Genomic DNA, 22,404 nt, shown 5'->3' with positions numbered 1-22,404 from the left:
CTCAAGGCTCCCACAGGGTTCATTTAGGCGCTGCGATCCACGCGGCCCACAGTCATGTCAGCCATAGAAATTCGTAACGTCAAGAAGCGCTACAAGGACTTGCAGGCGCTCAAGGGCGTCAGCCTCACAGTCGAAGAAGGCGAGTTCTTCGGACTGCTCGGTCCGAACGGCGCGGGCAAGACGACGCTCATCAGCATCCTCGCCGGCCTCGCCCGCGCCGATGAAGGCAGTATCGCGGTGCGTGGCCACGACGTCGTGACCGACTTCCGCGACGCGCGCCGCGCGCTCGGCGTGGTGCCGCAGGAGCTCGTGTTCGATCCGTTTTTCACCGTCCGCGAGACCTTGCGCATCCAGTCCGGCTACTACGGCCTGCGCAACAACGACGCGTGGATCGACGAGATCATGGCCAATCTCGACCTCACCGACAAAGCCGACGCCAACATGCGCGCGCTGTCGGGCGGCATGAAGCGTCGCGTGCTGGTCGCGCAGGCGCTGGTGCACCGCCCGCCCGTGATCGTCCTCGACGAACCGACTGCGGGCGTCGACGTCGAGCTGCGTCAAACGCTGTGGAAATTCATCTCGCGCCTGAACCGCGAGGGCCACACCATCGTGCTGACCACGCACTATCTCGAAGAAGCCGAGTCGCTGTGCGACCGCATCGCGATGTTGCGGCGTGGCGAGGTGGTCGCGCTGGAGCGCACCAGCACACTGTTGCAGCGCTTTGCCGGCATGCAGCTGTTCGTGCGTTTCGCGCAGGGCGTGCTGCCTGCCGAGCTGCGTCCACTCGAAGCGGAAAGCGGCGCGGGCAACGGCAATGGCCGCCAGCATCTGCTGCGCCTCACGAGCTACGACGACGTCGAGCGGATTCTCGCGCAGTGCCGCGCAGCGGGCTGTACATTCGAAGAAATCGAGGTCCGCAAGGCCGACCTCGAAGATGTGTTCGTTCAGGTGATGAACGGTCCGGAAGTGATCGAGGGGCTTGCATGAGCGGCTACAGTGGATTCAGTACGCTGTTTTACAAGGAGTTGCTGCGGTTCTGGAAGGTGGCGTTCCAGACCGTGCTCGCACCGGTCATCACCGCGCTGCTCTATCTGACCATCTTCGGCCACGCATTGCGCGACCACGTGCAGGTTTATCCGGGCGTCGAATACACGAGCTTCCTGATTCCGGGTCTCGTGATGATGAGCGTGTTGCAGAACGCGTTCGCGAACAGTTCGTCGTCGCTGATCCAGTCGAAGATCACCGGCAACCTGGTGTTCGTGCTGCTGCCGCCGCTGTCGCACTACGAGATGTTCGCCGCCTATGTGCTCGCGGCGGTGGCGCGCGGGCTCGCGGTTGGCTTCGGCGTGTTCATCGTGACGATCTGGTTCGTGCCGGTCAGCTTCATCGCGCCGCTCTACATCATTCTGTTCGCGATTTTCGGCGCGGCGATTCTCGGCACGCTCGGTCTGATCGCCGGTATCTGGGCGGAGAAGTTCGATCAGCTCGCCGCATTCCAGAATTTTCTGATCATGCCGCTCACGTTCCTCTCGGGCGTGTTCTACTCGACGCATACGTTGCCGCCGGGCTGGCGCGAAGTGTCGCGTCTCAATCCTTTTTTCTACATGATCGACGGCTTTCGCTACGGTTTCTTCGGGATGTCGGATATCAATCCGCTCGTGAGCCTTGCGATCGTCGCCGGTTTCTTCGTGGTGCTGGCCGTGGTGGCGATGCGCATGCTCGCTTCCGGCTACAAACTGCGCCACTGATCAGGAGCTTCTCTCATGTTGCCGACTCCCGAACAGGTCAAGCAATACATTGCGGCTGGGCTCGCTTGCCAGCATCTCGAAGTCGAAGGCGACGGCCAGCACTTCTTCGCGACCATCGTGTCGCCGAGCTTCGAAGGCAAGCGTCTGATCCAGCGTCATCAACTGGTGTATGCGGCGCTCGGCGACCGCATGCGCGAAGAAATCCACGCGCTCAGCATGAAGACGCTGACGCCCGCCGAATGGCAGAACGCGTAATCTGGAAATTTAGTGCGAATTACTCAAGAAGGACGCGACGCCGGTAGCGGCGCGTCGAACACGGTCAATGCAGCCCCGGCCGAAGTCCGGGTCAATCAGGAACTGACAGGCATGGATAAACTCGTCATTGAAGGTGGCTACCCGCTGTCGGGTGAAGTCGTCGTCTCGGGTGCGAAGAACGCGGCGTTGCCGATCCTGTGCGCGGGTTTGCTCAGCGCGGAGCCGGTGCATCTGGACAACGTGCCCGACCTGCAGGACGTGCGCACGATGCTCAAGCTGCTCGGCCAGATGGGCGTGCGTATCGAGAGCGGCGAAGGCCGTGTGACACTGGACGCGTCGAAGGTCGACAACGTCGTCGCGCCGTACGAGATGGTGAAGACCATGCGTGCGTCGATCCTCGTGCTGGGCCCGCTGGTCGCGCGCTTCGGCCACGCGCGGGTGTCGCTGCCGGGCGGCTGCGCAATCGGCGCACGTCCGGTCGATCAGCACATCAAGGGCTTGCAGGCGATGGGCGCCGAAATCACGATCGAGCACGGCTTCATCGAAGCCCGCGCGAAGCGTCTGAAGGGCGCGCGCATCGTCACCGACATGATCACCGTGACCGGCACCGAAAACCTGCTGATGGCGGCGGTGCTGGCCGAAGGCGAAACGGTCATCGAGAACGCGGCGCGTGAGCCGGAAGTCGGCGATCTCGCGCATCTGCTGGTGTCGATGGGCGCGCAGATCGAAGGCATCGGCACGGATCGCCTCGTGATCCAGGGCGTCGACAAGCTGCATGGCGCGAAGCACACGGTAATTCCGGATCGCATCGAAGCCGGCACGTTCCTGTGCGCGGTGGCGGCAGCCGGCGGCGACGTCACGCTGCGTAAAGTGCGTCCGCTGATTCTCGAAGCCGTGACCGAAAAGCTGCGCGAAGCGGGCGTCACGATCGAAGAAGGCGACGACTGGATGCGCGTGCGCATGGATAAGCGTCCGAGCGCCGTCACGTTCCGCACCTCCGAATACCCCGCGTTCCCGACCGACATGCAGGCGCAGTTCATGGCGCTGAACACGATCGCGGACGGCACCTCGCAGGTCGTCGAAACGATCTTCGAGAACCGCTTCATGCACGTGCAGGAATTGAACCGCCTTGGCGCGAGCATCACGATCGACGGCAACACCGCGCTCGTGAACGGCGTCGACAAGCTGTCCGGCGCGATGGTGATGGCTACCGACCTGCGCGCGTCCGCGAGTCTCGTGATCGCCGCGTTGCGTGCCGAAGGCGAGACGCTGATCGACCGTATCTATCACCTGGATCGCGGCTACGACCGGATGGAGACCAAGCTCAACGCGATCGGCGCGAAGGTGCGCCGCGTGTCCGGGAGCCAGGCATGAGTTCGATGCCGCAAACGTCGTCGTCGCCGGCGGTGAGCGCACCGCTCACGCTGGCGCTGTCGAAAGGGCGTATCTTCGAAGAAACGCTGCCGTTGCTCGCGGCGGCCGGCATTGAAGTGGCCGAGGATCCGGAAACCTCGCGCAAGCTGATTCTGCCGACCACCGACGCGAACCTGCGCGTGATCATCGTGCGTGCCACCGACGTGCCGACCTATGTCGAATACGGCGCGGCCGACTTTGGCGTGGCGGGCAAGGACGTGCTGCTCGAGCACGGCGGCAGCGGCCTGTATCAGCCGGTCGACCTGGATATCGCGCGCTGCCGGATGTCGGTCGCGGTCGCAGCGGGTTTCGATTATGCGAAGGCTGTGCGCCAAGGCGCGCGCCTGCGGGTGGCGACCAAGTACGTTGAGACCGCACGTGAGCATTTTGCCGCCAAGGGCGTACACGTCGATCTGATCAAGCTGTACGGTTCGATGGAACTGGCGCCGCTCGTCGGCCTCGCCGATGCGATCGTCGACCTGGTGAGTTCGGGCAATACCTTGCGCGCCAACAATCTTGTCGAGGTGGAGGAGATCATGGAGATCTCGTCGCGCCTCGTCGTGAACCAGGCCGCGCTGAAACTGAAGCGCGCCGCGCTGCGGCCGATTCTCGACGCGTTCGAACGTGCGTCGAAAGCCGGCTGAACGGCGGTCCGATGATGTTGTGACCCTGCTGTTAAGCGCGCCTTACCGAAAACGGATACCCGTATGTCTATCAAGATTCGCAAACTCGATTCCACCGCTCGCGACTTCCACAAGTCGATGCATGCGGTGCTCGCGTTCGAGGCGAGCGAAGACGAAGCAATCGAGCGCTCGGTCGCGCAGATTCTGAACGATGTGAAGGCGCGCGGCGACGCGGCGGTGCTCGAGTACACGAACCGCTTCGACCGGCTCGACGCGAAGAGCGTCGCCGCGCTGGAGCTGCCGATGGCCGAGCTGGAAGCGGCGCTCGAAGGCCTGGAGCCGAGGCGCCGTGCGTCGCTCGAAGCGGCGGCGGCGCGCGTGCGCGGCTATCACGAGAAGCAGAAGATCGAGTGCGGCAGCCATAGCTGGCAGTACACCGAGGCCGACGGGACCGTGCTCGGCCAGAAGGTCACGCCGCTCGATCGCGCGGGCATCTACGTGCCGGGCGGCAAGGCTGCGTATCCGTCGTCGGTGCTGATGAACGCGATTCCGGCGCGTGTGGCCGGCGTGCGCGAAATCGTCATGGTCGTGCCCACGCCGGACGGCGTGAAGAATCCGCTGGTGCTGGCGGCCGCGCTGCTGGGCGGCGTGGATCGCGTGTTCACGATCGGCGGCGCGCAGGCGGTGGGCGCGTTGGCTTATGGCACGCAAACCGTGCCGGCGGTCGACAAGATCTGTGGCCCCGGCAACGCGTACGTCGCCTCGGCCAAGCGCCGCGTGTTCGGCACGGTCGGTATCGACATGATCGCCGGGCCGTCGGAAATTCTCGTGCTGTGCGACGGCACCACCGACCCGCGCTGGGTCGCGATGGACCTGTTCTCGCAAGCCGAGCACGACGAACTCGCACAATCCATCCTGCTATGCCCGGACGACACGTTCATCGCCCGCGTGCATGACGCGATCAACGAATTGCTGCCGACCATGCCGCGCCAGGACGTGATCCGCGCGTCGCTCGAAGGGCGCGGCGCGCTGATCAAGGTGCGCGACATGGCCGAAGCCTGCGCCATCGCCAACGACATCGCCCCGGAGCACCTCGAGATCTCCGCGCTGGAGCCGCATCAGTGGGGCCAGCTGATTCGCCATGCGGGCGCGATCTTCCTCGGCCGCTACACCAGCGAGAGCCTCGGCGACTACTGCGCGGGGCCGAATCACGTGCTGCCAACGTCGCGTACCGCACGGTTCTCGTCGCCGCTGGGCGTCTACGATTTCTTCAAGCGCTCGAGCGTGATCGAAGTCAGCGCGGAAGGCGCGCAGACACTCGGCGAGATCGCCGCTGAACTCGCGTATGGCGAAGGCCTGCAGGCGCATGCCCGCAGCGCCGAATACCGGATGCGGCAAAACAGCAACGATCGCGGCTAGGAGCGGTGGGGGCGCGGCGACTCTGACACGGAAGAGAAGCGGGCAGCCAGCGAGCGGGTGCCCGCACACTTCAGCGACGGATTGCGCGCGCTCGTTGCTCCTCCCGTTCATTACGAGAATAGAGACCAACCAGGGCGGCCCGTGCGCCGCCGATGCCCGGCCGGCATCTTCCTTCGCGGCCGGTTCCATACAGCTATGACGACACCACAAGACATCATCCGCCGCGACGTGCTCGCGATGACGAGCTATCCGGTTCCGGACGCCACGGGCTTCATCAAGCTCGACGCGATGGAAAACCCGTTTCCGCTGCCGCCGGTGCTGGCCGCGCATCTGGGCGAGCATCTCGCCGGCGTCGCACTGAACCGCTACCCGGCGCCGCGCCCGGACGCGCTAATCGAAAAGATCAAGCGCGTGATGGGCGTGCCGGCCGGCTGCGACGTGCTGCTCGGCAACGGTTCGGATGAAATCATCAGCATGGTGTCGGTCGCGTGCGCGAAGCCGGGTGCGAAGGTGCTCGCGCCAGCGCCGGGTTTCGTGATGTACCAGATGTCGGCGAAGCTGGCGAATCTCGAATTCGTGGGCGTGCCATTGAACGCGGACTTCACGCTCGACACCGAAGCGATGCTCGCCGCGATCGCTGAGCACGAACCCGCGATCGTCTATCTCGCGTATCCGAACAACCCTACCGGCACGCTCTTCGACGACGCCGACATGGAACGCATCATCGCCGCGGCGGGCAAGAGCCTCGTGGTGATCGACGAGGCGTATCAACCGTTCGCCCAGCAAAGCTGGCTGCCTCGCGCCGACGCGTTCGACAACGTCGTTGTGATGCGCACGGTGTCCAAGCTCGGCCTCGCCGGCATCCGTCTCGGCTACCTGGTCGGCAAGCCCGCGTGGCTGACCGAGTTCGACAAAGTGCGGCCGCCGTACAACACCAACGTGCTGACGCAGGCTGCCGCCGATTTTCTGCTCGACCACGTCGACGTGCTCGATGCGCAAGCCGCGCAGTTGCGCGAAGAACGCACGAAACTCGCGCAGGCGGTGGCCGCGTTGCCGGGCGCGCAAGTGTTCCCGAGCGCCGGCAACTTCCTGCTGGTGCGCGTGCCCGATGCGTCCGTTACGTTCGAAACCCTGCTCACCGCGCGGGTTCTGATCAAAAACGTGAGTAAAATGCATCCATTGCTGGGCAATTGCGTGCGTTTGACCGTCGGGTCGCCGGAGGAGAATGCGCAATTGCTGGCCGGTCTGAAGCTCGTGCTGCACTGAACGAACGGCGCTGCCGTTTTCCCACCCCACACTACTATCGCTTTCTAGCTAGATTCGAGGAATTACCATGCGCCTTGCGGAAGTCGTTCGCAACACCAGCGAAACGCAGATCCGTGTGAAGATCAATCTGGACGGCACCGGTCAGCAGAAGCTGGCCACCGGTGTGCCGTTTCTGGACCACATGCTCGACCAGATCGCACGGCATGGTCTGTTCGACCTCGAGATCGAAGCGCATGGCGACTTGCATATCGATGACCATCACACGGTCGAAGACACCGGTATCACGCTCGGCCAAGCCGTCGCAAAGGCGATCGGCGACCGCAAGGGCATCCGCCGTTACGGTCATTCGTACGTGCCGCTCGACGAAGCGCTGTCGCGCGTCGTGATCGACTTTTCCGGCCGTCCGGGCCTCGAATTCCACGTACCGTTCACGCGCGCGCGCATTGGCACGTTCGACGTCGATCTGTCGATCGAGTTTTTCCGCGGCTTCGTGAATCACGCGGGCGTCACGCTGCATATCGACAACCTGCGCGGCCTGAACGCTCACCATCAGATGGAAACGGTGTTCAAGGCATTTGGCCGGGCGTTGCGTATGGCGACGGAAATGGACGAACGCGCGGCGGGCCAGATTCCGTCGACCAAGGGCAGCCTTTAAGCCTAACCAAGCCGCATTCAGCCGCTCAACTTCAGACGACTCATTGACCAGCACCGCGCGTCGGCCGGCCGTCGTTCGGCGCTGGACCTCACCGTCGATCGATTGACGGCGTTGCCGCCAAATTTGAAATGAAAACTTCGATAGCGATTGTGGATTACGGAATGGGCAACCTGCGTTCGGTTGCCCAGGCATTGCGCAAGGCTGCGCCGGAAGCGGACGTGGCGATCGTCGACCGGCCGGAGGCGATCCGCGCGGCCGACCGCGTGGTGCTGCCCGGCCAGGGCGCGATGCCCGATTGCATGCGCAGTCTCGGCGAGTCCGGCTTGCAGGAAGCCGTGATCGAGGCGTCGCGCAGCAAGCCGTTGATGGGCGTGTGCGTCGGCGAGCAGATGCTGTTCGACTGGAGCGCGGAAGGCGATACGCCGGGCCTGGGCCTGCTGCCGGGCAAGGTACTGCGCTTCGACCTTGAAGGCCAGGTGCAGGACGACGGCTCGCGCTTCAAGGTCCCGCAAATGGGCTGGAACCGCGTGCGCCAGGCGCAGCCGCATCCGCTGTGGGACGGCGTCACGGACAACGCGTTCTTCTATTTCGTGCACAGCTACTACGTGCAGCCGGACAACGCGGCTCATACGGCGGGCGAAACGGTGTACGGCGTGCCCTTTACCTCGGCGGTGGCGCGCGATAACATCTTCGCCACCCAATTTCACCCGGAAAAGAGCGCCGACGCGGGGCTGCGCGTGTATCGCAACTTCGTGCACTGGAACCCGTGAGCGCCTTTTTTCATCCGGTTGTCACGCGCCATTGCGCCGCAAATGCGGCGGTTGCCGCGCGCCGTAACCGCAGCACTGCGATTTCGCTTGCAAAGGACGCTCAGCAAGGGCGTCGAAAGACTTGTACTAAACTAGCGAAACGGCGTTTTGACGGACTGTCTCATCAGCCGCTGCCGCCGACCTTCAACCCCTTCCCAGACAACACCCGATTGCTATGCTGCTGATTCCCGCCATCGACCTGAAAGACGGTCAGTGTGTACGCCTCAAGCAAGGCGATATGGACCAGGCGACGATATTTTCCGAGGAACCGGCGGCGATGGCCCGACATTGGGTCGAGCGTGGCGCCCGCCGTTTGCACCTCGTCGACCTGAATGGCGCGTTTGCCGGCAAGCCGAAGAATGAAGAGGCGATCCGGGCGATCATCGAGGAAGTGGGCGGCGAGATTCCCGTGCAACTGGGCGGCGGTATCCGTGACCTGAACACCATCGAGCGCTATCTCGACGATGGTCTGTCGTACGTGATCATCGGCACCGCGGCGGTGAAGAATCCCGGCTTCCTGCAGGATGCGTGCACGGCGTTCGGTGGCCACATCATCGTCGGGCTGGATGCGAAAGACGGCAAGGTCGCGACCGACGGCTGGAGCAAGCTGACCGGCCACGAAGTTGCCGATCTCGCGCGCAAGTTCGAGGACTACGGCTGCGAATCGATCATCTACACCGACATCGGCCGCGACGGCATGCTGCAAGGCATCAACATCGAAGCGACGGTGCGCCTCGCGCGCGCGGTGAAGATTCCGGTGATCGCGAGCGGCGGTCTGTCGAACCTCGCCGATATCGAATCGCTGTGCGAAGTCGAAGACGAAGGCATTGAAGGCGTGATTTGCGGCCGTGCGATCTACTCGGGCGATCTCGACTTCGCGGCGGCGCAGACACTCGCGGACCGGCTGCGCGAATCGGACGACGCGTAACCCCGCTTCGGGCTCGCGGCGAGGCCCCGAGCCTGGGCCGTCGCGGTGGCCCGATCGTGCTTCGTCCGCAGCGGACGCGGTGCTTCGTCCGCGGAACAACACGTCGCGCGTCGCGGCCGCGCTTTACTCGCGGCGTGATCCAGCCTCGGCAGCCTCGCGGCTGGTCGCGCCGGCATAGCGCCGCAAGCCCCCGGGTGAGCGGCCTCATCAGCGGTATTGGCAGAATTGCAAGATCATGGCTCTAGCTAAACGCATCATCCCCTGTCTCGACGTCACGGCCGGACGCGTGGTCAAGGGCGTCAACTTCGTCGAACTGCGCGATGCGGGCGACCCCGTCGAAATCGCCCGCCGTTACGACGATCAGGGCGCCGACGAACTCACCTTCCTCGACATCACCGCCACCTCCGATCAGCGCGATCTGATCCTGCCGATCATCGAAGCGGTCGCCTCGCAGGTGTTCATTCCGCTGACGGTCGGCGGCGGCGTGCGCGCCGTCGAAGACGTGCGGCGCCTCCTGAACGCGGGCGCGGACAAGATCAGTATGAACTCGTCGGCGGTCGCGAATCCGCAACTCGTCAAAGACGCGACCGACAAATACGGCTCGCAGTGCATCGTCGTCGCGATCGATGCGAAACGCGTGTCCGCGGACGGCGAGCCGCCGCGCTGGGAAGTCTTCACGCATGGCGGGCGCAAGGCCACCGGCCTCGAAGCAGTCGAATGGGCGCGCAAGATGGCCGAACTCGGTGCCGGCGAAATCCTGCTGACCAGCATGGACCGCGACGGCACCAAGAGCGGCTTCGACCTCGCGCTCACGCGCGCGGTGTCGGACGCGGTGCCGGTTCCGGTGATCGCGTCGGGCGGCGTGGGCAACCTGCAGCATCTGGCCGACGGCATCAGGAACGGGCACGCGGACGCGGTGCTGGCCGCGAGCATCTTCCACTACGGCGAGCATACCGTGGGCGAGGCCAAGCGCTTCATGGCCGATCAAGGCATTTCGGTGAGGTTGTGACGTGGTGAATCCCTCGGCAGTGAATTGGCTCGACAAGGTCAAGTGGGACGCGAACGGCCTTGTGCCGGTGATCGCGCAGGAAGCGTCGACCAACGACGTGCTGATGTTCGCGTGGATGAACCGCGAAGCGCTGGCGAAGACCATCGAATTGGGCCGTGCGGTGTACTTCTCGCGCTCGCGTCAGCGCCTGTGGTTCAAGGGCGAGGAGTCCGGCCACGTGCAGCATGTGCACGAAGTGCGGCTCGATTGCGACGAAGACGTCGTGCTGCTGAAGGTGGAGCAGGTCTCTGGCATCGCGTGCCACACCGGCCGCCACTCGTGCTTTTTCCAGAAATTCGAAGGCTCGGTGGATGATGGCGACTGGCTCGCCGTCGATCCCGTGCTGAAAGACCCCGAACACATCTACAAATGACGCAATCCACCCAAACCACGTCGTCTACCGCCGATACCTTGCTGCGCCTCGCGGCGATCATCGACAGCCGTAAGGGCGGCGACCCGGACGTTTCCTACGTCTCGCGCCTGTTCCATAAGGGCGATGACGCGGTGCTCAAGAAGATCGGCGAAGAGGCCACCGAAGTCGTGCTGGCCGCCAAGGACGCGCGCCACGGCGGTGCGCCGAAGGCGCTCGTTGGCGAGGTCGCGGACCTGTGGTTCCATTGCCTCGTGATGCTGTCGCACTTCGATCTGAGTCCGGCGGATGTCCTCGCCGAACTCGAGCGCCGCGAAGGCCTGTCGGGCATCGAGGAAAAGGCGCTGCGCAAGAGCCGCGAACGCGAACAGAACGGCGATTGATCGGCCGGCCCGGCCTGAAGCCGCGCGCAGGCGCCCATATTGCACTGAATTCGCATCTGAGCGCATCATCGGGAGGACGCAAGCATGGAACAGCCGAACGAGAGCTACCCGCCGCCGGTTTATCGCCACGCGATGGAGCCGGAACGCGAACGCAGTCTACGCACGCTCACTCACGTGCTTTATGCGCTATACGCGGTCCACTGGCTGACAGGCGGTCTGACGATCCTGATCGCAATCATCATCAACTACGTGAAGCGGCCCGACGTGGCGGGCACGCCGTACGAAGCCCACTTCGAATGGCAGATCCGCTCCTTCTGGCTGTGTCTGCTCGGTTACGCAATCGGCGCCATGCTGCTGCTCGTGGTGATAGGCATTCCGGTTCTGTGGGCGGTCAGCATCTGGATGTTGTACCGTATTATCAAGGGCTGGCTGTATCTGTACGATAACAAGCCGCTTGCGAATCCGCGTGCCTGGGTCTGAGCGTAGTGCGCCCGTTTATCGGGCTTTGCTCGAATTCTGCAGCGTCGCTTCGCGCTCCAGTCATACCGCGTCAGGAATACGATGAGTCACGATCCGAACTGCCTTTTCTGCAAGATCGCCGCTGGCGAGATTCCGTCGACCAAAGTCCACGAAGACGAAGAGTTCGTTGCCTTCCGCGACATCCATCCGGCCGCCGACACGCATGTGCTGGTGATCCCGCGCAAGCATATCGCCACGCTGTCGAATTGCACCGAAAGCGATGCGACTCTCCTTGGTAGAATGATTGTTTTGGTGGCGCGTCTGGCCGACCAGCTCGGGGTTGCCTACACCGGCGGCGAAACGGGTTTTCGCACGGTAATCAACACCGGTCCCGGCGGCGGACAGGAGGTATATCACCTGCATGCGCACATTCTCGCGGGACCGCGCCCCTGGCGACGGATGGGCTGACGCAAAAGCGGGGTCACACGCGTCGGCTGCGAGTTTTGGTCGTGGACAATAGCGCGGCTGTCGTTTTTAAGCACTGTAATAACGACGACGCGACGGTTCGGCCACAATGACATTCGCCCTGTCGCCGGTTGAATCGGAACAGTCCGCGGCCACGTATAGAGGAAGCGCAAGCGACAGAGCAAGCGCACGCGCTTCGGTCGCCGCAAGGCGCATGAATTTTTTACCGCATCGCGGTGCGGTGTCGGGGTTAAGGAGAGTAGTCATGGGTTCGTTGAGCATTTGGCATTGGCTGATCGTGTTGTTGATCGTGGCACTCGTGTTCGGCACGAAGAAGCTGCGCAACATCGGCGCCGACTTGGGCGGCGCGGTGAAGGGCTTCAAGGAAGGCGTGAAGGAAGCCGAAACGCCGGCAGGTGACGCGCAGCAGCGCGAACTGCCGCGCAACGGCGCGGTGGATGTGGAGGCGAAGGAAAAAGCGCCGCGTTCTGGCGATTACCGCTAAGCCGCGGCTCATCCGCGTTACTGACGGACATTCCACTTCATGCTGGACCTCGGTCTAACCAAGATGGCGCTGATCGGCGTCGTCGCGCTGGTCGTACTCGGACCGGAGCGCCTGCCACGCGTTGCCCGCACGGCTGGCGCGCTGTTCGGCCGCGCGCAGCGGTATATCAACGACGTGAAGTCCGAAGTCACGCGCGAAATCGAGCTCGACGAATTGCGGCGCATGAAGACCGAGTTCGAAACGGCCGCGAGCAATGTCGAAACCTCCGTTCAGGACAATCTGCGCAAGCACGAGAGCGAACTGAACGACGCGTGGAACAGCGGCACGTCGGTGTCGCCGAGCATTGCCGGCGGCGCGCTGGAAGACGCCGGCAATTCGTCGTGGCACAGCAGCACGCCGGCCACGGCGCCCAGGCGCAAGAACTGGCGCGTCAAGCAGACCGCCATGCCCACCTGGTACAAACGCGCCACCACGCGTCGCACGCGCGTGCAATCGGGGGCGGCGCGTGTCGCGCGGCATACGCCCGCCACCCTGCGTCGTCCGACGCGGTTCTTCTGATGATCAGAACGACAATCTCTAACCGAGGGCCGGTGTGAGCGACCCCCAGCATACCCAGAACGAAGGCACTGAAGAGACCTTCATTTCGCACCTCGTCGAATTGCGCGACCGCATCATCCGCGCGGGCCTTGCCGTCATCGTGGTGTTCATCGGACTCGTCTATTGGGCGCCGGACATTTTCCGGCTGCTGGCACGTCCTCTGATGCAGAACCTGCCGAAGGACGGCAAGATGATCGTCACCGACGTCACCGGCTCGTTTTTCGTGCCGATGAAGGTGACGATGCTGGTCGCGTTCGTGATCGCGCTGCCCATCGTGCTGTACCAGATCTGGGCGTTCGTCGCGCCGGGGCTTTATCAGCACGAGAAGAAGCTGGTGGGGCCGCTCGTCGCCAGCAGCTACACGCTGTTCCTGTGCGGGATGGCGTTCGCGTACTTCGTGGTGTTCCCGACCATCTTCCGCGTGATGGCGCACTACAACGCGCCGCTCGGCGCGGAAATGACCACCGACATCGACAACTACCTGAGCTTCGTACTGACGATGTTCATCGCGTTCGGCGTGACATTCGAAGTGCCGATCGTCGTCGTGCTGCTGGTTCGCATGAACGTGGTCACGTTGAAGAAGCTCAAGGAGATCCGGCCGTATGTGATCGTCGGCGCGTTCGTGATCTCGGCCGTGGTGACGCCGCCGGACGTGTTCTCGCAACTGATCCTGGCGATTCCGCTGATCGTGCTGTACGAAGCGGGGATCATTGCTGCGCGCCTGATTGTCCGCAAGCAGCCGATCGTGGTCGAAGACGCGAGTTCTCCGCCGGGTTGAATTGCCACCCGCCGGGGCTTGCAGGAAATCAGGACCCGCGCAAAGCAAAAAGGGCAGCCCGTCGCGGACTGCCCTTTTTGCTTCCGGGGCCGGCGGGTCGCTCGCTATGCCCTGCGCGACCCGCTGCGTACTTTCCTCTGCCTTAGCCTGCGTCGTCGTCCTGGTCGCCGCCGCCGTTATCTTCGACCGGCTGCTTCGGCGGGGGCGGGCGCTTGCCGATCGTCACGTCCAGATCGATCTCGCGTCCCTTGCGCACCAGATGCACCTTCGCGGCCGTGCCCGGCTTGATCTGCGCGATGACGTTCAGCAAGCGCGTGGTGTCGGTGATTTCCTGGCCGTTCACGCTTATCAGGATGTCGCCCGGCTTGACGCCCGCGCGGTCGGCAGGGCCGCCCTTCAGCACGCCCGCAACGATCGCGCCCGACTTCTGATCGAGCCCGAACGACTCCGCGATCTCCGGCGTGACGTCCTGCGGCTCGACGCCGATCCAGCCGCGCGTGACCGTACCCGTGGTGATGATGCTCTCCAGCACGCTGCGCGCGGTCGACACGGGGATCGCAAAGCCGATGCCGAGCGAGCCACCCGAGCGCGAATAGATCGCCGTGTTGATGCCGAGCAGGTTGCCGTTCTCGTCGACGAGAGCGCCGCCCGAGTTGCCCGGGTTGATCGCCGCGTCGGTCTGAATGAAGTTTTCGAACGTGTTGATGCCGAGGTGATTGCGCCCGAGTGCGCTGACGATGCCCATCGTCACCGTCTGGCCGACGCCGAACGGATTGCCGATCGCGAGCACCACGTCGCCGACGCGCGTCTGGTCCATGCGGCCCAGCGTGATGGTAGGCAGGTTGGTCATGTTGACCTTGAGCACGGCCAGATCCGTTTCAGGATCGATGCCGATCACCTTGGCGTTGGTGGTGCGGCCGTCGGCCAGGGCGATTTCGATCTGATCGGCGCCGTCCACGACGTGCTGGTTCGTTAGAATGTAACCTTCCGAACTCACTATCACCCCGGAGCCGAGGTTGGATGCCGGTTGCTCCTGCTGATTGCGTTTGTTCTTGTCGCCGAAGAAATAACGGAACAGCGGATCTTTCGCGCGCGGATCGGGCGGCAGTGAGCCATCCTTGCTGGAGAACACATTGACGACCGCGGGCATGGCCTTTTGCGCGGCGTCCGCGTATGACGCCTGGGCGGGGCCGCTGCCGATGCCTGGCGCCACTTCCCGCAGGGCGACGATCGGTTCGGCGAGTTGCTTGCCGAATTGCCCTTGACGCTGGAGCCACTGCGGTTTGAGGGTCGCAATGATGAACATCAGCGCCAACAGCACAGTCACCGCTTGGGCAAAGAACAGCCAAAAGCGTCTAAGCATCTGAAGACTAGAGGTTTATATGGATCGGATCGAACTTGAATTGTACTTGAACAATCTTCTTGAAACCGCGCGCTTCAAGGACTATTGCCCCAATGGATTGCAGGTCGAAGGGCGACGCCGGATCAATAAACTCGCGACCGGCGTGACCGCGTCAGTGGCCTTCCTGGAGGCCGCGCTCGACTGGGGCGCGGACGCCGTGCTGGTCCACCACGGCTACTTCTGGCGCAACGAAGCGCCGCAGATCACCGGGCGCAAACATGCGCGCCTGAAACTGCTGATCGGCAATGACCTGAACCTGTTCGCCTATCACCTGCCGCTCGACGACCACCCCGAATTCGGCAACAACGCGCAGATCGGCGCGAAGATGGGCTGGATCAGCGACGCTCGCTTCGGCGAGAACGGTCTCGGCTGGCTCGCCACTTTTCCGATGCCGATCACGCTCGCACACTTCACTGCGGAAATCGAGCAGACACTCGGCCGCACGCCGCTCGTGTTCGGCGATCCGGACCGCGAACTGCGGCGCGTGGGCTGGTGCACGGGCGCCGCGCAAGGCATGTTCGACGCGGCGATCGACGCGGGCGCCGACGTCTACCTGACCGGCGAAGTCTCGGAGTCAATAATGCATACATCGGCGGAGAGCGGCGTCGCGTTTCTCGCGGCCGGACACCATGCAACCGAGCGCTTCGGCGTGCAGGCGGTGGGCAAGCACCTGTCCGAGCAGTTCGATATGGAACACCTCTTTATCGATATCCCTAATCCAGTTTGAATTGCGATTTGCATTAAAGAAGAAAAAGGCACGAATAACGCAGAGGGCACTTAAAAGGAAGTAAAAAAAGTTTGCGATCCGTACGGAGAAACCCTGAGTTATCAAGGGCTTCGCACGGTTTTTGGCAATCGGCCCTTGTAAATGGCGACTCCATTCGCGCAAACTAGCGGCGGTAGAAGCGACGTGAAGGAAAAATCCAACTCAGAAGTGGGGCGTGTGATGCGAGACAAGGAAGATGAACGCGTCGTCGACGGCAGCCGCCGTAACTGGCTGGTAGCGACGACCGTAGCAGGTGGCATCGGAGGTGTTGCCATTGTCGTACCCTTTGTTAGTTCGTTTGCACCATCTGAAAAGGCCAAGGCAGCAGGCGCCCCGGTCGAAGTCGATATCGGCAATCTCAAGCCCGGCGACATGATGACCGTCGCCTGGCGTGGCAAGCCGGTGTGGATCATCAACCGCACCGACCAGATGCTCGCCGACGTCCAGAAAGCCGATAACCAGGTAGCGGATCCTCTCAGCAAGAATCCCTTTTCGATGCCGTTACCGGAGTACTGCAACAACGAATTCCGTTCACGCGCCGAGAACAAGCATCTTCTAGTCGCCGTCGCCGTGTGCACCCATCTGGGCTGCACGCCGACGCCGCGCTTCCAGCCGGGCGCGCAGCCCAATCTTCCGGACGACTGGCCAGGCGGCTTCCTGTGCCCGTGCCACGGCTCGACCTACGACATGGCCGGCCGGGTCTTCAAGAACAAACCCGCGCCGCAAAACCTCGATATCCCGCGCTTCATGTTCACGTCGGCCACCGGCCTCGTGATTGGGAAGGACGAGAAAGGAGAAGCGTAATGGCGAGCGACCACGAAGTAGAGACGACCGGGCTGGTCGGCTGGATCGACCGGCGCTTCCCGATGACCTCCACCTGGAAGAAGCACGTTTCCGAGTACTACGCGCCGAAGAACTTCAACTTCTGGTACTTCTTCGGTTCGCTCGCGCTGCTGGTGCTGGTCAACCAGATCGTCACCGGCATCTTCCTCACGATGAACTACAAACCCGACGCGACGCTTGCGTTCTCGTCGGTCGAGTACATCATGCGCGAGGTGCCGTGGGGCTGGCTGATCCGCTATATGCACTCCACCGGCGCGTCGATGTTTTTCGTCGTGGTGTATCTGCACATGTTCCGCGGGCTGCTGTACGGCTCGTACCGCAAGCCGCGCGAACTGGTGTGGATCTTCGGCTGCCTGATCTTCCTGAGCCTCATGGCCGAGGCGTTCTTCGGCTATCTGCTGCCATGGGGGCAGATGTCGTTCTGGGGCGCGCAGGTGATCGTCAACCTGTTCTCGGCGATCCCGTTCATCGGCCCGGATCTGTCGCTGTGGATTCGCGGCGACTACGTGGTCTCGGACGTCACGCTGAACCGCTTCTTCGCGTTTCACGTGATCGCGATTCCGCTGGTGCTCGTGGGCCTCGTGATCGCCCACCTGGTCGCGTTGCATGAAGTGGGGTCGAACAATCCGGACGGCATCGAGATCAAGGCGAAGAAAGGCCCGGACGGCGTGCCGCTCGACGGCATTCCGTTCCACCCGTTCTACTCGGTGCACGACTTCATGGGCGTGACGGTGTTCCTGCTGATCTTCGCGGCGATCATCTTCTTCGCGCCGGAGATGGGCGGCTACTTCCTCGAAGCCAACAACTTCGTGCCGGCCAATCCGCTGCAGACGCCGCCGGAAATCGCGCCGGTGTGGTACTTCACAGCCTTCTACGCGATGCTGCGCGCCACCACCGATCCGTTCAAGATCGTGCTGATGATCGTGATCGCGCTGCTCGGCCTGCTCGCGCTGGTGCGCGCGCGCGGCAAGTGGAAGCTCGGCTTGCCCGCGCTCGCGGTGCTGGTGATACTGGCGATGGCCTTCACCGAGTCGAAGTTCTGGGGCGTGGTGGTGATGGGCAGCGCGGTGATCTCGCTGTTCTTCCTGCCGTGGCTCGACCACTCGCCGGTGAAATCGATCCGCTACCGGCCCTTTTTTCACAAGGTGTTCTACGGGATCTTCGTGCTCGCTTTCCTGACGTTGGGCTTCCTTGGCACCAGGCCGCCGTCGCCTGCCTCGACGTTGATTGCTCAGGTGTGCGCGCTGATCTACTTCGCGTTTTTCCTCGGCATGCCGTTCTGGACGCGGCTTGGCAAGTTCAAGCAGCCGCCCGAACGCGTGCGGTTCAAGCCTCACTAATCGCGAGCCAGGAGAACACGAAATGAAGAAACTGCTTTCGACGTGCGCGCTAATCGGCGCGACACTGCTCGCGGTGCTGGCCGCTCCGGCTCACGCGGACGAGAATTTCCATCTCGACCGCGCGCCGGATAACGCGGAGAATTTCGCTTCTTTGCAGCACGGCGCGCAATTGTTTGTAAACTACTGCCTGAATTGCCACAGTGCGAGTCTGATGCGCTACAACCGCCTGACCGATATCGGCATCGCGCCGAGCGAAATTCAGGCGAACCTGCTCTTCACCACCGACAAGGTCGGCAACACGATGACCGTGGCGATGCGCCCGGACGACGCGAAAGCGTGGTTCGGGGCGGCGCCGCCGGATCTGTCGGTGGAAGCGCGGGCGCGAGGCAAGGACTGGCTCTACACGTATTTGCGCAGTTTTTATCGCGACAATACGCGGCCCACCGGCTGGAACAATCTGGTGTATGAGAACGTGAGCATGCCTCACGTGCTGTGGCAGCTTCAGGGGCAACGTGCAGCGAAGTTCGGTGACGAAACGGACGAAAAAACTGGCGAGACGGTACACAAATTTGTCGGCTTCCAGCAGCTCACTCCGGGGACGATGTCGCCGGTAGATTATGATTCTGCTGTGGCCGACCTCGTGTCGTACCTGTCATGGATGTCCGAACCGACGCAGAAAACCCGCAAACAGCTTGGCGTGTGGGTGCTGCTGTTCCTCGGTATCCTGAGCTTTTTCGCCTGGCGACTGAACGCCGCGTACTGGAAACATATCAAATAATCACGCCGTCACCCGGCGTGGGGCCGGCGCCAGGAGAAACCTGCTGAACGGTTTTTCCGTGCGCTGGCCCTTCAGCTTTTTGAGGAAACGTAAACATGATGGTTCTGTATTCCGGCACAACTTGCCCGTTCTCCCAGCGTTGCCGGCTGGTGTTGTTCGAAAAGGGCATGGACTTCGAAATCCGCGACGTCGACCTGTTTAACAAGCCGGAAGACATCGCCGTGATGAATCCGTATGGTCAAGTGCCGATTCTCGTCGAACGGGACCTGATTCTGTACGAATCGAACATCATCAACGAGTACATCGACGAGCGCTTCCCGCATCCGCAACTGATGCCGGCCGATCCGGTGCAGCGCGCCCGCGCCCGTCTGTTCCTGCTGAACTTCGAAAAGGAACTGTTCGTGCACGTCGGCACGCTCGAAAACGAGAAGGGCAAGGCCGCCGAGAAGAATCACGAGAAGGCCCGTCTCGCGATCCGCGATCGCCTGACGCAGCTCGCGCCGATCTTCCTGAAGAACAAGTACATGCTCGGCGAAGAGTTCTCGATGCTCGACGTCGCGATCGCACCGCTCCTGTGGCGTCTGGATCACTACGGCATCGAGCTGTCGAAGAACGCTGCACCGCTGATGAAGTACGCCGAGCGCATTTTCAGCCGCCCGGCTTATATCGAAGCGCTGACGCCTTCGGAAAAGGTGATGCGTCGTTGAGTTTGGCTTTGGGGTGAGGGCGCCGCGCAGCTCGTTGCGCGGGCCCAAGCCCGGTAAGAGGACTGTTGATGCAAGAGATTTCCACGAAGCCTTACCTGCTGCGCGCGCTCTACGAGTGGTGCACGGACAACGGCTATACGCCGCACATCGCGGTCCGGGTCGACAATCAGACGCGCGTGCCGCGTCAGTTCGTGCGCGACAACGAGATCGTGTTGAACATCAGCTTCGAGGCGACCAGCCAGTTGCAGATGGGCAACGAGTGGATCGAGTTCAGCGCGCGTTTTTCCGGCAAGTCGCACAAGATCGAGGTGCCGGTCGCGAATATTCTCGCGATCTATGCGCGCGAAAACGGCCAGGGTATGGCGTTTCCGGTCGAGTCGGCGGGCGGCGAAGCGCAGGATTCCGGCGCCGATGCGGTCCCGGCGGACGAGGCCGCAGCGCCGGCTGCGCCCGCAGCGCCGCGCGCGGTCGAGACGTCGCCGGCGAGTGACGCAACTGCGACGAAGGCGGATAGCGCGACGAACGTCCCCCAGCCGGACGATGATGGTTCGAAAGGTGGCGGAAGGGCTCGCCTCAAGATCGTAAAATGAAGTAGAATCACGGCCTCATGCCGGCTTAGCTCATCAGGTAGAGCGCTTGACTTGTAATCATGAGGTGGCGGGTTCGAGTCCTGCAGCCGGCACCAGTAGTACGAAACGGGGTTTCTGTTCAATCAGAAACCCCGTTTTTTTATTTGCGGGTCCGCAATTCAATTCACTGGCGTGCGATTAACCTGATCCTGCCGGGATGCACAAATGGTCGTATTGCGGATGGAAACGAGCTTGAATGCGTTGAACGCCAAAAGATGGCTAATGGCGATTAAACGTTAAAAAGACGAGTTGCGGACCGCGACGGGTCCGCAACTGAAGGACGGCCTATTTGTCTGACTGGGGCGCTAGGCGGACTATCACGCCGCGCCACTTTTGATCTCTCAGGTTCTTTTTTCAGCCATATTGTTACTAGTGAGAACTATACCGAGAGGATACGCGTCTGTCTATTTGCTCATTGAAGTCGATGTTAAAACGTCGCGTTACGCAATAGGCAGTCGATTCTCTATTTATGCATTTTGCATATTCTCGGCATTAAAGCTTTTCTGTCCCACAAAATGAATATTGGATCAGCGTCGAGAAAACGACGTGTATCGGCAATTGTCGTCGCAGGCCGGCTTGGTGATTGAAGTGCCTTTGCGTGCGATGGCGCCGACAGCACGGTGCGGGATCGCTCACGCCTTTCGCCATCAAGGCCGCCGGTTGGTCTTATCGAGCCTTTGCGCACAGTATCGGTGAGACCGCCAACGGCTCAAAATCACCATATCTCTTTCACCTTGTCGATTGTGGATTTTTTTGTCCACATTTCGTACGCCGACGCCCCGCTCCAATCCCGCCCGTCCGCGAATAGCGCACCGTGAAACCGCGCGACAGAGGTACTATTCGGGCGTCAGTCGGCATCGCTAACAAGTACTCCGGCGGGCCGCGCCCCCAACGACGCAACGTTTTCCGCACGTCGCTTCCGCAACACCGATCCCACCTCACCATGACCAGCCCCGCAACCATTACCTGGCCCGAAGCCGACGGCCCCCGCACCGCACGCTGGCGTTCCGAAGCCGCCGTGCCGCCGCCCAAACGTGTCATCGTCGCTGACGACCGTACCACCGCCGACTCGGCCTACCGCCTCGCCTGCGAAGGCACCGCGCTGCTGTGGAACGGCGACTTCCAGAACGCTCGTCAGTTGCTCCAGGCGGTCACGCGCCGGCTCGAGCGCAAACCGCGCAAGCACGGCGAAACGCCGGTCGACGCGTTCAACCTGCATCGTCAGGCGCAGTCGCAACGCGCGCGCACGCTCGGCATGATCCTGATTCCGCTCGACGCCGCTTACGGGATTCCACTGCGCCGCGCACCCGACGTGCAACAGGCCTGTACGGAAACCTACGGCCCGCCCAACGACGAGGCGTCGGTCGTGTCGCTGCGCGAACTGCTCGGTCTGATTGGCGCGTTTGAGTGGCGCAAGAAGGGTGTCGAGATTCCCGCGCTCGGCGAGCGCATCCATCCCCACTACGGCGTGTTTTCGCCGGTGCGTGGTGAGTACGTTGATCTCGTCGCGCGCACGCCGCTGCCGTCGCTGAACAAGGCGTTCGATATCGGCACCGGGACCGGCGTGTTGGCCGCGCTGCTCGCCAAACGCGGCGTAAAGAAAATCGTCGCAACCGATCAGGATCCGCGAGCGCTCGCCTGTGCGCGCGCGAACCTCACGCGCCTCGGCTACGACCAGCAGGTCGAGGTCGTGCAGGCGGATCTGTTTCCCGAAGGCCGGGCGCCGCTCGTCGTGTGCAATCCTCCATGGGTGCCGGCAAGACCCGCCTCACCGATCGAATATGCGGTCTACGATCCGGAAAGCCGCATGCTGCTCGGCTTCCTGAAGGGCCTCGCGGAGCATTTGTCGCCGGGCGGAGAGGGCTGGCTGATCCTGTCGGATTTCGCCGAGCATCTCGGCTTGCGGTCGCGCGAATGGCTGCTTGCCGCAATCGAAAAGGCCGGACTGACGGTGGTGGGACGCGAGGATATTCGCCCGCTCCATCCGAAGTCGACCGATGAGACCGATGCGCTACACGCGGCGCGGGTGGCCGAGGTGACGTCGTTGTGGCGTCTCAAGGCGCGTTAAGCGGATGAGGCGGGTGAGGCGGGGCGCGATGCGTTGGCGCGGCTGAGAGGCGGCGCGTCGCACATCACGCTGACGCGCCTCGCGTCCCGGGAAACCTCGTGATACGCCACACGGCAGCGCCGTCGTTGTGGTGCCAAAAGCGCATTGGCG

General features: G+C 62.7%; 26 protein-coding genes and 1 tRNA gene. 26 read left to right on the top strand and 1 reads right to left on the bottom strand.

What is annotated here, in order from left to right; all coding sequences use genetic code 11:
* Positions 1–54 precede the first annotated feature (54 nt).
* From B0G69_RS04590 to tatC, 18 genes are all read left to right on the top strand, one after another.
* A complete protein-coding gene (locus B0G69_RS04590) occupies positions 55–987 on the top strand; it encodes an ABC transporter ATP-binding protein (RefSeq protein ID WP_042329180.1) in 933 nt (310 codons plus the stop codon).
* Positions 984–1,748 (top strand): ABC transporter permease, encoded by a 765-nt coding sequence (locus tag B0G69_RS04585; protein WP_121315849.1) that lies wholly within the window; start codon positions 984–986, stop codon positions 1,746–1,748. The genes B0G69_RS04590 and B0G69_RS04585 overlap by 4 nt, the downstream gene beginning before the upstream one ends.
* Before the next feature lie 15 nt (positions 1,749–1,763).
* On the top strand, positions 1,764–2,003 hold the full coding sequence (locus B0G69_RS04580; RefSeq protein WP_006052280.1) for a BolA family protein: 240 nt from the start codon (positions 1,764–1,766) through the stop codon (positions 2,001–2,003).
* A gap of 111 nt (positions 2,004–2,114) precedes the next feature.
* Positions 2,115–3,377, top strand: coding sequence for a UDP-N-acetylglucosamine 1-carboxyvinyltransferase (gene murA, locus B0G69_RS04575; protein ID WP_121315848.1), 1,263 nt, complete (start codon positions 2,115–2,117; stop codon positions 3,375–3,377).
* The gene (gene hisG / locus B0G69_RS04570; protein WP_042329176.1) at positions 3,374–4,060 is read left to right on the top strand and encodes an ATP phosphoribosyltransferase; all 687 of its coding nucleotides are present in this window, start codon (positions 3,374–3,376) and stop codon (positions 4,058–4,060) included. The genes murA and hisG overlap by 4 nt, the downstream gene beginning before the upstream one ends.
* 63 nt (positions 4,061–4,123) lie before the next feature.
* Positions 4,124–5,458 carry a histidinol dehydrogenase gene (hisD, locus tag B0G69_RS04565; RefSeq protein ID WP_121315847.1) on the top strand — a complete coding sequence of 445 codons (1,335 nt, stop codon included), beginning with the start codon at positions 4,124–4,126 and terminating at the stop codon, positions 5,456–5,458.
* 195 nt (positions 5,459–5,653) lie between these two features.
* Entirely contained in the window at positions 5,654–6,724 is a 1,071-nt protein-coding gene (gene hisC / locus B0G69_RS04560) for a histidinol-phosphate transaminase (RefSeq protein ID WP_121315846.1), read from the top strand.
* Positions 6,725–6,791: 67 nt separating this feature from the next.
* Positions 6,792–7,379, top strand: coding sequence for an imidazoleglycerol-phosphate dehydratase HisB (gene hisB, locus B0G69_RS04555; RefSeq protein WP_042329170.1), 588 nt, complete (start codon positions 6,792–6,794; stop codon positions 7,377–7,379).
* 128 nt (positions 7,380–7,507) lie between these two features.
* On the top strand, positions 7,508–8,149 hold the full coding sequence (gene hisH, locus B0G69_RS04550) for an imidazole glycerol phosphate synthase subunit HisH (RefSeq protein WP_121315845.1): 642 nt from the start codon (positions 7,508–7,510) through the stop codon (positions 8,147–8,149).
* Positions 8,150–8,363: 214 nt separating this feature from the next.
* Positions 8,364–9,116: a 1-(5-phosphoribosyl)-5-[(5-phosphoribosylamino)methylideneamino]imidazole-4-carboxamide isomerase gene (gene hisA, locus B0G69_RS04545; protein WP_121315844.1), complete on the top strand. Its 753-nt coding sequence runs from the start codon at positions 8,364–8,366 to the stop codon at positions 9,114–9,116.
* A 235-nt stretch (positions 9,117–9,351) separates the two neighbouring features.
* The gene (gene hisF / locus B0G69_RS04540) at positions 9,352–10,125 is read left to right on the top strand and encodes an imidazole glycerol phosphate synthase subunit HisF (protein WP_121315843.1); all 774 of its coding nucleotides are present in this window, start codon (positions 9,352–9,354) and stop codon (positions 10,123–10,125) included.
* Between the two features lies 1 nt (position 10,126).
* Positions 10,127–10,537: a phosphoribosyl-AMP cyclohydrolase gene (hisI, locus tag B0G69_RS04535; RefSeq protein ID WP_175164720.1), complete on the top strand. Its 411-nt coding sequence runs from the start codon at positions 10,127–10,129 to the stop codon at positions 10,535–10,537.
* A complete protein-coding gene (locus B0G69_RS04530; protein ID WP_121315842.1) occupies positions 10,534–10,917 on the top strand; it encodes a phosphoribosyl-ATP diphosphatase in 384 nt (127 codons plus the stop codon). The genes hisI and B0G69_RS04530 overlap by 4 nt, the downstream gene beginning before the upstream one ends.
* Before the next feature lie 84 nt (positions 10,918–11,001).
* Complete coding sequence (locus B0G69_RS04525; RefSeq protein ID WP_121315841.1) at positions 11,002–11,397, top strand: hypothetical protein; 396 nt, start codon at positions 11,002–11,004, stop codon at positions 11,395–11,397.
* An 81-nt stretch (positions 11,398–11,478) separates the two neighbouring features.
* A complete protein-coding gene (locus tag B0G69_RS04520; protein WP_121315840.1) occupies positions 11,479–11,844 on the top strand; it encodes a histidine triad nucleotide-binding protein in 366 nt (121 codons plus the stop codon).
* Positions 11,845–12,106: 262 nt separating this feature from the next.
* On the top strand, positions 12,107–12,346 hold the full coding sequence (tatA, locus tag B0G69_RS04515) for a Sec-independent protein translocase subunit TatA (protein WP_121315839.1): 240 nt from the start codon (positions 12,107–12,109) through the stop codon (positions 12,344–12,346).
* Positions 12,347–12,385: 39 nt separating this feature from the next.
* Complete coding sequence (gene tatB, locus B0G69_RS04510) at positions 12,386–12,904, top strand: Sec-independent protein translocase protein TatB (RefSeq protein WP_121315838.1); 519 nt, start codon at positions 12,386–12,388, stop codon at positions 12,902–12,904.
* 34 nt (positions 12,905–12,938) lie between these two features.
* Positions 12,939–13,721, top strand: a complete 783-nt coding sequence (gene tatC / locus B0G69_RS04505) for a twin-arginine translocase subunit TatC (RefSeq protein WP_121315837.1) — start codon at positions 12,939–12,941, stop codon at positions 13,719–13,721.
* A 142-nt stretch (positions 13,722–13,863) separates the two neighbouring features.
* On the opposite strand, the gene B0G69_RS04500 is transcribed toward tatC, so the two are convergent.
* Positions 13,864–15,084: a Do family serine endopeptidase gene (locus B0G69_RS04500; protein ID WP_121315836.1), complete on the bottom strand. Its 1,221-nt coding sequence runs from the start codon at positions 15,082–15,084 to the stop codon at positions 13,864–13,866.
* A 19-nt stretch (positions 15,085–15,103) separates the two neighbouring features.
* Here B0G69_RS04500 and B0G69_RS04495 point away from each other — a divergent pair, with 19 nt between their 5' ends.
* The 8 genes from B0G69_RS04495 to B0G69_RS04460 all read left to right on the top strand — a co-directional run bounded on the left by B0G69_RS04495 (position 15,104) and on the right by B0G69_RS04460 (position 22,254).
* Positions 15,104–15,850, top strand: a complete 747-nt coding sequence (locus tag B0G69_RS04495) for a Nif3-like dinuclear metal center hexameric protein (RefSeq protein WP_121315835.1) — start codon at positions 15,104–15,106, stop codon at positions 15,848–15,850.
* A 219-nt stretch (positions 15,851–16,069) separates the two neighbouring features.
* Positions 16,070–16,693: a ubiquinol-cytochrome c reductase iron-sulfur subunit gene (gene petA / locus B0G69_RS04490; protein WP_121315834.1), complete on the top strand. Its 624-nt coding sequence runs from the start codon at positions 16,070–16,072 to the stop codon at positions 16,691–16,693.
* Positions 16,693–18,072: a cytochrome bc complex cytochrome b subunit gene (locus B0G69_RS04485; RefSeq protein ID WP_121315833.1), complete on the top strand. Its 1,380-nt coding sequence runs from the start codon at positions 16,693–16,695 to the stop codon at positions 18,070–18,072. The genes petA and B0G69_RS04485 overlap by 1 nt, the downstream gene beginning before the upstream one ends.
* 22 nt (positions 18,073–18,094) lie before the next feature.
* Entirely contained in the window at positions 18,095–18,850 is a 756-nt protein-coding gene (locus B0G69_RS04480) for a cytochrome c1 (protein ID WP_121315832.1), read from the top strand.
* A gap of 95 nt (positions 18,851–18,945) precedes the next feature.
* Entirely contained in the window at positions 18,946–19,557 is a 612-nt protein-coding gene (locus B0G69_RS04475; protein ID WP_006052302.1) for a glutathione S-transferase N-terminal domain-containing protein, read from the top strand.
* Positions 19,558–19,625: 68 nt separating this feature from the next.
* On the top strand, positions 19,626–20,147 hold the full coding sequence (locus B0G69_RS04470) for a ClpXP protease specificity-enhancing factor (protein WP_121315831.1): 522 nt from the start codon (positions 19,626–19,628) through the stop codon (positions 20,145–20,147).
* A gap of 19 nt (positions 20,148–20,166) precedes the next feature.
* A tRNA-Thr gene (locus tag B0G69_RS04465) sits at positions 20,167–20,242 on the top strand.
* A gap of 887 nt (positions 20,243–21,129) precedes the next feature.
* The gene (locus tag B0G69_RS04460; protein WP_121315830.1) at positions 21,130–22,254 is read left to right on the top strand and encodes a class I SAM-dependent methyltransferase; all 1,125 of its coding nucleotides are present in this window, start codon (positions 21,130–21,132) and stop codon (positions 22,252–22,254) included.
* Positions 22,255–22,404: the final 150 nt, after the last annotated feature.

The organism is Paraburkholderia sp. RAU2J (assembly GCF_003634845.1).
Lineage (GTDB): Bacteria > Pseudomonadota > Gammaproteobacteria > Burkholderiales > Burkholderiaceae > Paraburkholderia > Paraburkholderia fynbosensis.
The sequence above is the reverse complement of the archived record's forward strand: the minus strand, read 5'-3'. Positions and strand labels throughout refer to the sequence as shown.

Coding starts and splice junctions, on each gene's coding strand:
- hisB (WP_042329170.1), top strand. CDS start 6,792: ATGCGCCTTGCGGAAGTCGTTCGCAACACCAGCGAAACGCAGATCCGT.
- hisG (WP_042329176.1), top strand. CDS start 3,374: ATGAGTTCGATGCCGCAAACGTCGTCGTCGCCGGCGGTGAGCGCACCG.
- tatB (WP_121315838.1), top strand. CDS start 12,386: ATGCTGGACCTCGGTCTAACCAAGATGGCGCTGATCGGCGTCGTCGCG.
- B0G69_RS04495 (WP_121315835.1), top strand. CDS start 15,104: ATGGATCGGATCGAACTTGAATTGTACTTGAACAATCTTCTTGAAACC.
- murA (WP_121315848.1), top strand. CDS start 2,115: ATGGATAAACTCGTCATTGAAGGTGGCTACCCGCTGTCGGGTGAAGTC.
- hisF (WP_121315843.1), top strand. CDS start 9,352: ATGGCTCTAGCTAAACGCATCATCCCCTGTCTCGACGTCACGGCCGGA.
- B0G69_RS04590 (WP_042329180.1), top strand. CDS start 55: ATGTCAGCCATAGAAATTCGTAACGTCAAGAAGCGCTACAAGGACTTG.
- B0G69_RS04470 (WP_121315831.1), top strand. CDS start 19,626: ATGCAAGAGATTTCCACGAAGCCTTACCTGCTGCGCGCGCTCTACGAG.
- B0G69_RS04480 (WP_121315832.1), top strand. CDS start 18,095: ATGAAGAAACTGCTTTCGACGTGCGCGCTAATCGGCGCGACACTGCTC.
- hisA (WP_121315844.1), top strand. CDS start 8,364: ATGCTGCTGATTCCCGCCATCGACCTGAAAGACGGTCAGTGTGTACGC.
- B0G69_RS04530 (WP_121315842.1), top strand. CDS start 10,534: ATGACGCAATCCACCCAAACCACGTCGTCTACCGCCGATACCTTGCTG.
- B0G69_RS04585 (WP_121315849.1), top strand. CDS start 984: ATGAGCGGCTACAGTGGATTCAGTACGCTGTTTTACAAGGAGTTGCTG.
- hisC (WP_121315846.1), top strand. CDS start 5,654: ATGACGACACCACAAGACATCATCCGCCGCGACGTGCTCGCGATGACG.
- petA (WP_121315834.1), top strand. CDS start 16,070: ATGCGAGACAAGGAAGATGAACGCGTCGTCGACGGCAGCCGCCGTAAC.
- B0G69_RS04460 (WP_121315830.1), top strand. CDS start 21,130: ATGACCAGCCCCGCAACCATTACCTGGCCCGAAGCCGACGGCCCCCGC.
- tatA (WP_121315839.1), top strand. CDS start 12,107: ATGGGTTCGTTGAGCATTTGGCATTGGCTGATCGTGTTGTTGATCGTG.
- hisH (WP_121315845.1), top strand. CDS start 7,508: ATGAAAACTTCGATAGCGATTGTGGATTACGGAATGGGCAACCTGCGT.
- B0G69_RS04520 (WP_121315840.1), top strand. CDS start 11,479: ATGAGTCACGATCCGAACTGCCTTTTCTGCAAGATCGCCGCTGGCGAG.
- B0G69_RS04580 (WP_006052280.1), top strand. CDS start 1,764: ATGTTGCCGACTCCCGAACAGGTCAAGCAATACATTGCGGCTGGGCTC.
- B0G69_RS04500 (WP_121315836.1), bottom strand. CDS start 15,084: ATGCTTAGACGCTTTTGGCTGTTCTTTGCCCAAGCGGTGACTGTGCTG.
- hisD (WP_121315847.1), top strand. CDS start 4,124: ATGTCTATCAAGATTCGCAAACTCGATTCCACCGCTCGCGACTTCCAC.
- B0G69_RS04485 (WP_121315833.1), top strand. CDS start 16,693: ATGGCGAGCGACCACGAAGTAGAGACGACCGGGCTGGTCGGCTGGATC.
- B0G69_RS04475 (WP_006052302.1), top strand. CDS start 18,946: ATGATGGTTCTGTATTCCGGCACAACTTGCCCGTTCTCCCAGCGTTGC.
- B0G69_RS04525 (WP_121315841.1), top strand. CDS start 11,002: ATGGAACAGCCGAACGAGAGCTACCCGCCGCCGGTTTATCGCCACGCG.